The organism is Rodentibacter sp. Ppn85, assembly GCF_001999335.1.
Classification (GTDB): domain Bacteria; phylum Pseudomonadota; class Gammaproteobacteria; order Enterobacterales; family Pasteurellaceae; genus Rodentibacter.
In genome coordinates this window covers 71,125-78,988 of the sequence record NZ_MLHS01000013.1, presented here as the reverse complement: position 1 = coordinate 78,988, position 7,864 = coordinate 71,125, and the positions used below count along the sequence as shown (strand labels likewise).

Below are 7,864 nucleotides of genomic sequence, written 5' to 3'. Positions count from 1 at the left end.
TAAAACTTGTGGAGCAATTATGGGCTTGTGCTTCGGAACAAGGACTTGCAGATGCTTCCGTTAGTTTAGGTGCAAGCCTTAAATTTGATAAAAAATATGCAGAAGCAGTAAAAATACTTCAACAAGGAGTCAAAAATGGTCATTATCAAGCTGCATATAGATTATCATCTGGATTTTCTCCTAATACAACACCAGATAATCAGTTGGATTATTTGGGGCTGAAAGCTGATAAAGAACGTTCAAGAAGATATGAAATTATTACTAACTATTTAGATGATAATAATTATCTTCAGCCCAAAGTCCCCGACTTAGATGAGATTGTACCATTGCCGCCCGCCCCCTTGCCGGAATGGGACGGCAAAATCGCCTTTCAGCGTTGGTATGAAGGCGACGCCCCGCCCAAACCAAGTGAAGCCCTGATGTTAAAACTGGCCAATCAGGCGGGCGTTCGAGTGGATAACGGGCTAGATTTAGAAACGGGCTTGCCGAAAAAACCGAAAAAATAATGGAAAAATGACTTATAAATCCCTGAGGTGATTTATTCGTGCTTTCGGCGCTGGTTCTAAAGGTAAAGCCAACGTTCAACATCCATCGGATTTTGTGATCGCACTTTTAGGCTGAACGGTTTAAAAGTGCGGTTATTTTTTAGCGTGTTTTATGGGAGATATTTTCTATTTTTGCCTTGTGATTTTCCAGAGTGATGAATGATAGCACATATTTTTAAATGGATATTCGTAAAAATAGCCTGTTATTGTCGCTTAACTTGTACTCTTTAGCCTTTATTTTTGTCTTATCTACTTCCGTGTTTGTGAGTGGTTTAGTTATATGCGTGGCATAATGTTCCCCCCCATTTTTAGTAACAAGATTTTTGCTAGCGTGGCACCTTGTTACTAAAATTTGAGGTTAGAAGCGATTAAGTACGAGAGATTACGAGGGAAAAGTGAGATAAAGCCTTGCCATAACTGGATAAAATAAAGCCCCGCGTTAAGTTCCGCAGGGCTGTGATAGGAGTATATGGTGCGACTAGCTGGACTCGAACCAGTGACCCCCACCATGTCAAGGTGGTGCTCTAACCAACTGAGCTATAGTCGCGTTGAACGGGGTGGATGATAAACAGTTTTTTTTGTGAAGACAAGTAATTTTCTTTAACGATTATTTTAAATGGTAAAAAAATAACCAGAACAGTATGGGGGAGAGTAAGGAACTCTTTTTTGATTTTGGCTGATTTTCGGCGTATAATGCGCGCCGATTTATATTAATCAAAGATATTTGAGTAAGTTAGTTTATTTTAAAGTTAGCGAAATATTGACGGAGTAGAATGATGTCTAGAAGACTAAGAAGAACGAAGATTGTATGTACTATGGGGCCGGCAACCGACCGTGATAACAATCTTGAGAAAATTATTGCAGCGGGTGCGAATGTAGTACGTATGAATTTCTCGCACGGCACGCCTGAAGATCATATTGAGCGTGCTGAACGTGTTCGTTCTATTGCGAAAAAATTAGGTAAGACAGTAGCAATTTTAGGGGATTTACAAGGGCCTAAAATTCGTGTTTCTACTTTTAAAGATGGCAAAATTTTCTTAAATGTTGGTGATAAATTTATTCTTGATGCGGAATTACCGAAAGGCGAAGGTAATCAAGAAGCGGTTGGTCTGGACTATAAAACCCTTCCTCAAGATGTTGTTCCCGGTGACATTCTTTTATTAGATGATGGTCGTGTCCAATTAAAAGTACTATCAACCGAAGGGACGAAAGTTTTCACTGAAGTGACAGTTGGTGGTCCGTTATCAAACAATAAAGGGATTAACAAATTAGGCGGTGGTTTGTCTGCAGATGCGTTAACTGAAAAAGACAAAGCGGATATTATTACTGCTGCACGTATTGGCGTTGATTTCTTGGCAGTTTCTTTCCCTCGTTCAAGTGCAGATTTGGATTATGCACGCGAACTTGCTAAACAAGCCGGTTTAAATGCGAAAATTGTTGCTAAAGTGGAACGTGCCGAAAGTGTGTCGAGTGATGAAGCAATGGATGATATTATTTTGGCCTCTGATGTTATCATGGTTGCTCGTGGTGACTTGGGGGTTGAAATTGGTGACCCTGAATTAGTTGGCGTTCAGAAAAAATTAATTCGTCGTTCACGCCAATTAAACCGAGCAGTAATTACTGCAACGCAAATGATGGAGTCTATGATTAGTAACCCTATGCCGACCCGTGCGGAAGTGATGGATGTGGCGAACGCAGTATTAGATGGTACTGATGCCGTAATGCTTTCGGCAGAAACGGCTGCAGGTCAATATCCGTCAGAAACGGTCGCAGCAATGGCGCGTGTTTGTTTAGGTGCGGAAAAAATGCCTAGTATAAATGTGTCCCGCCATCGTATGGGCAAAGAGTTTGACGAGATTGAAGAAGCCGTTGCAATGTCGGCAATGTATTCTGCAAACCATATGAAAGGTATTACTGCAATCATTACTTTAACCCATACCGGTCGTACTGCGTTATTAATGTCCCGTATTAGCTCGGGTTTACCGATTTTTGCTTTGTCTCGTAATCAAGAAACCTTAAACCTTTGCGCATTATATCGTGGTGTTACTCCGGTATTCAGCGATGCTGAATCTCGTAGCTCAAACGGCGCACAAACGGCAATTGCGTTGTTAAAAGAAAAAGGCTATTTAAGCTCGGGCGATTTAGTGTTACTCACCCAGGGTGATGAGTTGATGAAACATACTAACGTATGTCGTACTTTAATCGTTGAGTAATAATCGGATTAGATAAAAGAGCGGTGGGTTTTCCCACCGTTTTTTATTTTTCCTTTCGGGATAAAAATAGTTGTGGAAAGCGCCTCGAAAATTATTCATAAATCACTAAAATGATTTATCCACCCCTTCGGAGCCGTTGGCAAAGCCAACGTTCAAAAAACTTTGTTTTTTGTGACCGCACTTTTTTCTTAAACCTCCTTTTTATTTGCGGTATCATAAACACCAATTCTTTTTGTATTTCAAATTATCTATGGCCTCGAAACCGCAAATTACTTCATCAGATAAACAAACCGCACAAGTTAGCATTCCTCCTCATTCCCTTGAAGCCGAACAAGCCGTATTGGGCGGTATTATGTTGAGCAACCAACATTGGGATAGCATTGCCGAGCGTGTGATTGCCGATGATTTTTACACTTTTGCACACCGTACAATTTTTCAAGCAATGGAAGATCTAATTCGAAACCAATCGCCCATTGATTTGATTACTCTTGATCAAGCGCTAAAAAATAAAGGGATCAGCGAAGAAGTAGGCGGTTTTGCTTATCTTGCCGAGCTGTCGAATAATACGCCAAATGCTATCAATATTTTGGCTTATGCGGATATTGTTCGAGAAAAAGCAATTTTGCGGGAATTAATTTCCGTAGGCAATCGTATTGCGGAGAAAAGCTATTCACCAAAAGGGCAAGATATCAAACTCATTTTAGACGAAGCCGAACGGGAAGTTTTCGCCATTGCGGAAAAACGTAGTTCTTCCAGTGAAGGTCCGCAAAATGTCATTGCGGTATTACAGAACACGATTGAACGCATTGATACCTTGAGTAAAGTAAGAAACCATTCAGGGGTAACCGGTGTAACAACGGGGTTTACGGATCTTGATAGAAAAACAGCCGGTCTTCAGCCTTCCGATTTGATTATTGTTGCCGCACGCCCTTCTATGGGAAAAACCACCTTTGCGATGAATTTATGTGAAAATGCGGCAATGGCAAGCGATAAACCCGTGTTGGTGTTTAGTTTAGAGATGCCGGCGGAACAAATTATGATGCGTATGATTGCCTCTCTTGCCCGAGTGGACCAAACTAAAATTCGTACCGGTCAAGGTTTGGATGAAATTGAATGGAATAAAATCAGCAGCGTGTTTGGTATGTTTAAACAGAAGAACAATCTTTATATTGACGATTCTTCCGCCTTAACACCAACGGAAGTGCGCTCTCGTGCGCGCCGTGTGTATCGAGAAAATGGCGGACTCAGCCTCATTATGGTGGATTATTTGCAACTTATGCGCGCACCGGCATTTTCCGATAACCGTACTTTAGAAATTGCGGAGATTTCGCGTTCGTTAAAAGCGTTGGCGAAAGAATTGGAAGTGCCTGTTATTGCTCTTTCTCAGTTAAACCGAACCTTAGAGCAACGGGCGGATAAACGTCCGGTAAACTCGGATTTACGTGAATCGGGCTCTATAGAACAGGATGCCGATTTAATTATGTTTATCTATCGTGATGAAGTTTATAACGATAATTCTGAGGATAAAGGTGTGGCGGAAATTATCATCGGCAAACAAAGGAATGGTCCGATTGGTCGAGTACGTTTGAAATTTAACGGACAATTTTCACGTTTCGATAATCTAGCAGAACAACGTGAATATCATGATGATTATTAAGGAAAAATAATGAACGTAAAACCGGCAACAGCAAAAATTAGTTCGCGGGCCTTAAAACATAATTTAGCGGTGATTAAACAAAAGGCACCCAATAGTAAAATTATTGCTGTGGTGAAGGCCAATGCCTATGGGCATGGTGTAGTATTTGTGGCATCTACCTTAGAGAAAGATGTTGATTGTTTTGGGGTGGCGCGTTTAGAAGAGGCCCTTGCGCTACGTTCAAGTGGTATCACGAAACCTATTTTGTTATTAGAGGGTTTTTTTGCTGAAAAAGATTTGCCGATTCTTGCTGTGAATAATATTGAAACTATTGTTCATAATCATGAGCAACTTGAGGCGTTAAGACGAGCAATATTACCAAGCCCGATTAAAGTATGGCTTAAAATTGATACCGGTATGCACCGTTTGGGCGTTGCCCTTGATGAAGTGGATGAATTTTATCAAGAATTGAAAAAACTCCCTCAAATTCAACCGCACTTAGGTTTTGTCAGTCATTTTAGCCGGGCTGATGAGTTGGAATCCGATTATACACAACGTCAAATTAATCGCTTTTTATCGGTAACTCAAGATAAATCGGGAGAACGCAGTATTGCCGCCTCAGGGGGAATTTTATTTTGGCAAGCCTCCCATCTGGATTGGATTCGTCCCGGGATTATTATGTATGGTATTTCACCAACGGATACCGTGGGTGCAGAATTTAATTTAACTCCCGTAATGAATTTAACTTCCTCCCTTATTGCCGTACGCACCCACAAAAAAGGTGAACCGGTCGGTTATGGTGGGATTTGGACAAGCCCGCACGATACAAAAATTGGGGTTGTCGCCATTGGTTATGGCGATGGTTATCCGCGTGATGTTCCCGAGGGTACGCCCGTATATTTTAACGGGCGTATAGTACCGATTGTGGGCCGCGTGTCTATGGATATGCTCACCGTAGATTTAGGCAGGGATAGTCAAGATCAAGTTGGTGATGAAGTGATTTTATGGGGTAAAGAATTGCCTATTGAAACCGTCGCGAAATTTACCGGCATTTTGAGCTATGAATTGATTACAAAATTAACACCGCGTGTTATAACCGAGTATGTAGACTAGTTTTTAATTAATAGAAGGAAATATAACAATGAAAAATATTGATCCGACTACGACTAATGCTTGGAAAGCATTAGAAATTCATCAAACCGAGTTGGCAAATATCACTATCCAAGATTTATTTTTACAAGAAAAAGATCGCTTTAAAGATTATTCATTAAACTTTCAGGATCAAATCTTAGTGGATTTTTCAAAAAATAACATTAATCAACAAACCCTTTCTCTTCTTCGACAATTGGCTCAAGAATGTTCACTAGACAGTGCAAAAGAAGCCATGTTTAGTGGTGAAAAAATTAACCGTACCGAAAATCGTGCGGTATTACATACCGCACTTCGCAATCGGGCTAACACACCGGTGATGGTGGATGGCAAAGATGTGATGCCGGAAGTGAATGCGGTTTTGGCAAAAATGAAGGATTTTTGTCAGCGTGTGATTTCCGGGGAATGGAAAGGTTATACCGGTAAAGCAATCACTGATGTGGTGAATATCGGGATTGGCGGTTCGGATTTAGGCCCTTATATGGTGACTGAAGCATTACGCCCTTATAAAAATCATCTCACAATGCACTTTGTTTCTAATGTGGACTGCACACATATTGCAGAGACGCTGAAAAAAGTCAATCCGCAAACCACGCTTTTCTTGGTTGCGTCTAAAACTTTCACGACGCAAGAAACTATGACAAATGCTGAAAGCGCACGTGATTGGTTATTGGCTTCGGCACAAGATAAAAGTGCGGTAGCAAAACATTTTGCGGCACTTTCTACCAATGGCAAAGCGGTAGCCGAGTTTGGGATTGATACCAATAATATGTTTGAGTTTTGGGATTGGGTTGGCGGACGTTATTCCTTATGGTCTGCTATTGGTTTATCTATTGCGCTTTCCGTTGGTTTTGAGAACTTCGAGCAATTATTAAGCGGTGCGCACGAAATGGATCAACATTTCCGCACCGCACCAATTGAACAAAATATTCCTACTACTTTAGCCCTTGTGGGATTGTGGAACACCAATTTCTTAGGCGCACAAACGGAAGCGATTTTACCTTACGATCAATATTTACATCGTTTTGCCGCTTATTTCCAACAAGGAAATATGGAATCAAACGGTAAATATATGGATAGAAACGGTAATACTATTAGCCATTATCAAACCGGCCCAATCATCTGGGGCGAACCGGGTACAAACGGTCAGCACGCCTTTTATCAATTAATTCATCAAGGTACAACCTTAATTCCTTGTGATTTTATTGCGCCGGCAAAAAGTCATAATCCGTTGGCGGATCATCATAATAAATTACTTTCTAACTTCTTTGCACAAACGGAAGCCTTAGCTTTCGGTAAAACAAAAGAAGAAGTGGAGGCGGAGTTTGTTAAAGCGGGCAAATCATTGGGTGAGGTAAAAGATATTGTTCCGTTTAAAGTGTTTACCGGTAACAAGCCGACCAATTCTATTTTGCTTCAAAAAGTTACTCCGTTCACTTTAGGGGCATTGATCGCCATGTATGAGCATAAAATTTTTGTTCAAGGCGTGATTTTTAATATTTTCAGCTTTGACCAATGGGGTGTGGAATTGGGGAAACAACTGGCTAACCGTATCCTGCCGGAATTAGCGGGTAGCGAAAATGTGTCAAGCCACGACAGCTCAACAAACGGATTGATCAATCAATTTAAAGCGTGGCGATAAATGAGTATGACAGTGCGGTCAATATTGATCGCACTTTTAATGAAAGGAAAAGTTTATGATTAAAACATTTTTTGGGAAAAAAGAGCCAAGAGTGCCGCCGCAAGAAATATTTATAGTTATTCATTTAAATATGTCTATGCAACCCATTCATCGTCACGAAATAGAAGATAATATTTGTGATTTGATGGTAAAAAAATGTGGTGAAGGATGGGGCGATGTGGTTGGGGGAGGAACAGGCGTTGATGAAAATGATGAGCCTGCCTATTGTGATTCGGAATTTCAAGTTAATTCTCAATTTCTTGATAGGTTTTATGATGTTTTAGATTTTACTTCAACATTCTATTTTTTTGCAAAAGGTTCGACCCTAACAATCTTTGATGAAAACCATCAGATAAAAGAGATGAGAGATATTGGAGATAATGAAGGATTAGCGATTACTTTCAGTAACGAACTAGCTGATGAAGTTTATGAAAATACGGACATTAATGATGTTATTGATTATTTAAGTGAACATATTGGAGAAAAAGGCACATTAGTAAGCTGGTTTGAACCAGTTGGAACATTCTATTTTTATGGTTATTCTTATGAAGAAATGGTTAATCTGATTACTCCGTTTATTTCTCAACATCCATTTTGTGAAAAATGCCGGCTTAGAAAGCTGGGAGAATAACTCCGACTT

6 protein-coding genes and 1 tRNA gene are annotated in these 7,864 nt (G+C 40.4%); 6 read left to right on the top strand and 1 reads right to left on the bottom strand.

The window, feature by feature from the left end:
- Positions 1–506 (top strand): DUF6396 domain-containing protein (locus tag BKL51_RS02590; RefSeq protein ID WP_233127076.1); only part of this gene is annotated, 506 nt, incomplete at its 5' end.
- A 509-nt stretch (positions 507–1,015) separates the two neighbouring features.
- On the opposite strand, the gene BKL51_RS02580 is transcribed toward BKL51_RS02590, so the two are convergent.
- A tRNA-Val gene (locus BKL51_RS02580) sits at positions 1,016–1,092 on the bottom strand.
- Between the two features lie 229 nt (positions 1,093–1,321).
- Between BKL51_RS02580 and pyk the strand changes: the two genes are divergently transcribed.
- The 5 genes from pyk to BKL51_RS02555 all read left to right on the top strand — a co-directional run bounded on the left by pyk (position 1,322) and on the right by BKL51_RS02555 (position 7,855).
- A complete protein-coding gene (gene pyk, locus BKL51_RS02575) occupies positions 1,322–2,758 on the top strand; it encodes a pyruvate kinase (RefSeq protein WP_077465188.1) in 1,437 nt (478 codons plus the stop codon).
- A gap of 250 nt (positions 2,759–3,008) precedes the next feature.
- Positions 3,009–4,415 carry a replicative DNA helicase gene (locus tag BKL51_RS02570; protein ID WP_077465187.1) on the top strand — a complete coding sequence of 469 codons (1,407 nt, stop codon included), beginning with the start codon at positions 3,009–3,011 and terminating at the stop codon, positions 4,413–4,415.
- Between the two features lie 9 nt (positions 4,416–4,424).
- Positions 4,425–5,507: an alanine racemase gene (gene alr / locus BKL51_RS02565; protein WP_077465186.1), complete on the top strand. Its 1,083-nt coding sequence runs from the start codon at positions 4,425–4,427 to the stop codon at positions 5,505–5,507.
- Between the two features lie 28 nt (positions 5,508–5,535).
- Positions 5,536–7,185: a glucose-6-phosphate isomerase gene (pgi, locus tag BKL51_RS02560; protein ID WP_077465185.1), complete on the top strand. Its 1,650-nt coding sequence runs from the start codon at positions 5,536–5,538 to the stop codon at positions 7,183–7,185.
- A 55-nt stretch (positions 7,186–7,240) separates the two neighbouring features.
- The gene (locus tag BKL51_RS02555; RefSeq protein ID WP_077465184.1) at positions 7,241–7,855 is read left to right on the top strand and encodes a hypothetical protein; all 615 of its coding nucleotides are present in this window, start codon (positions 7,241–7,243) and stop codon (positions 7,853–7,855) included.
- Positions 7,856–7,864 lie beyond the last annotated feature (9 nt).

Coding starts and splice junctions, on each gene's coding strand:
- pyk (WP_077465188.1), top strand. CDS start 1,322: ATGTCTAGAAGACTAAGAAGAACGAAGATTGTATGTACTATGGGGCCG.
- BKL51_RS02555 (WP_077465184.1), top strand. CDS start 7,241: ATGATTAAAACATTTTTTGGGAAAAAAGAGCCAAGAGTGCCGCCGCAA.
- pgi (WP_077465185.1), top strand. CDS start 5,536: ATGAAAAATATTGATCCGACTACGACTAATGCTTGGAAAGCATTAGAA.
- BKL51_RS02570 (WP_077465187.1), top strand. CDS start 3,009: ATGGCCTCGAAACCGCAAATTACTTCATCAGATAAACAAACCGCACAA.
- alr (WP_077465186.1), top strand. CDS start 4,425: ATGAACGTAAAACCGGCAACAGCAAAAATTAGTTCGCGGGCCTTAAAA.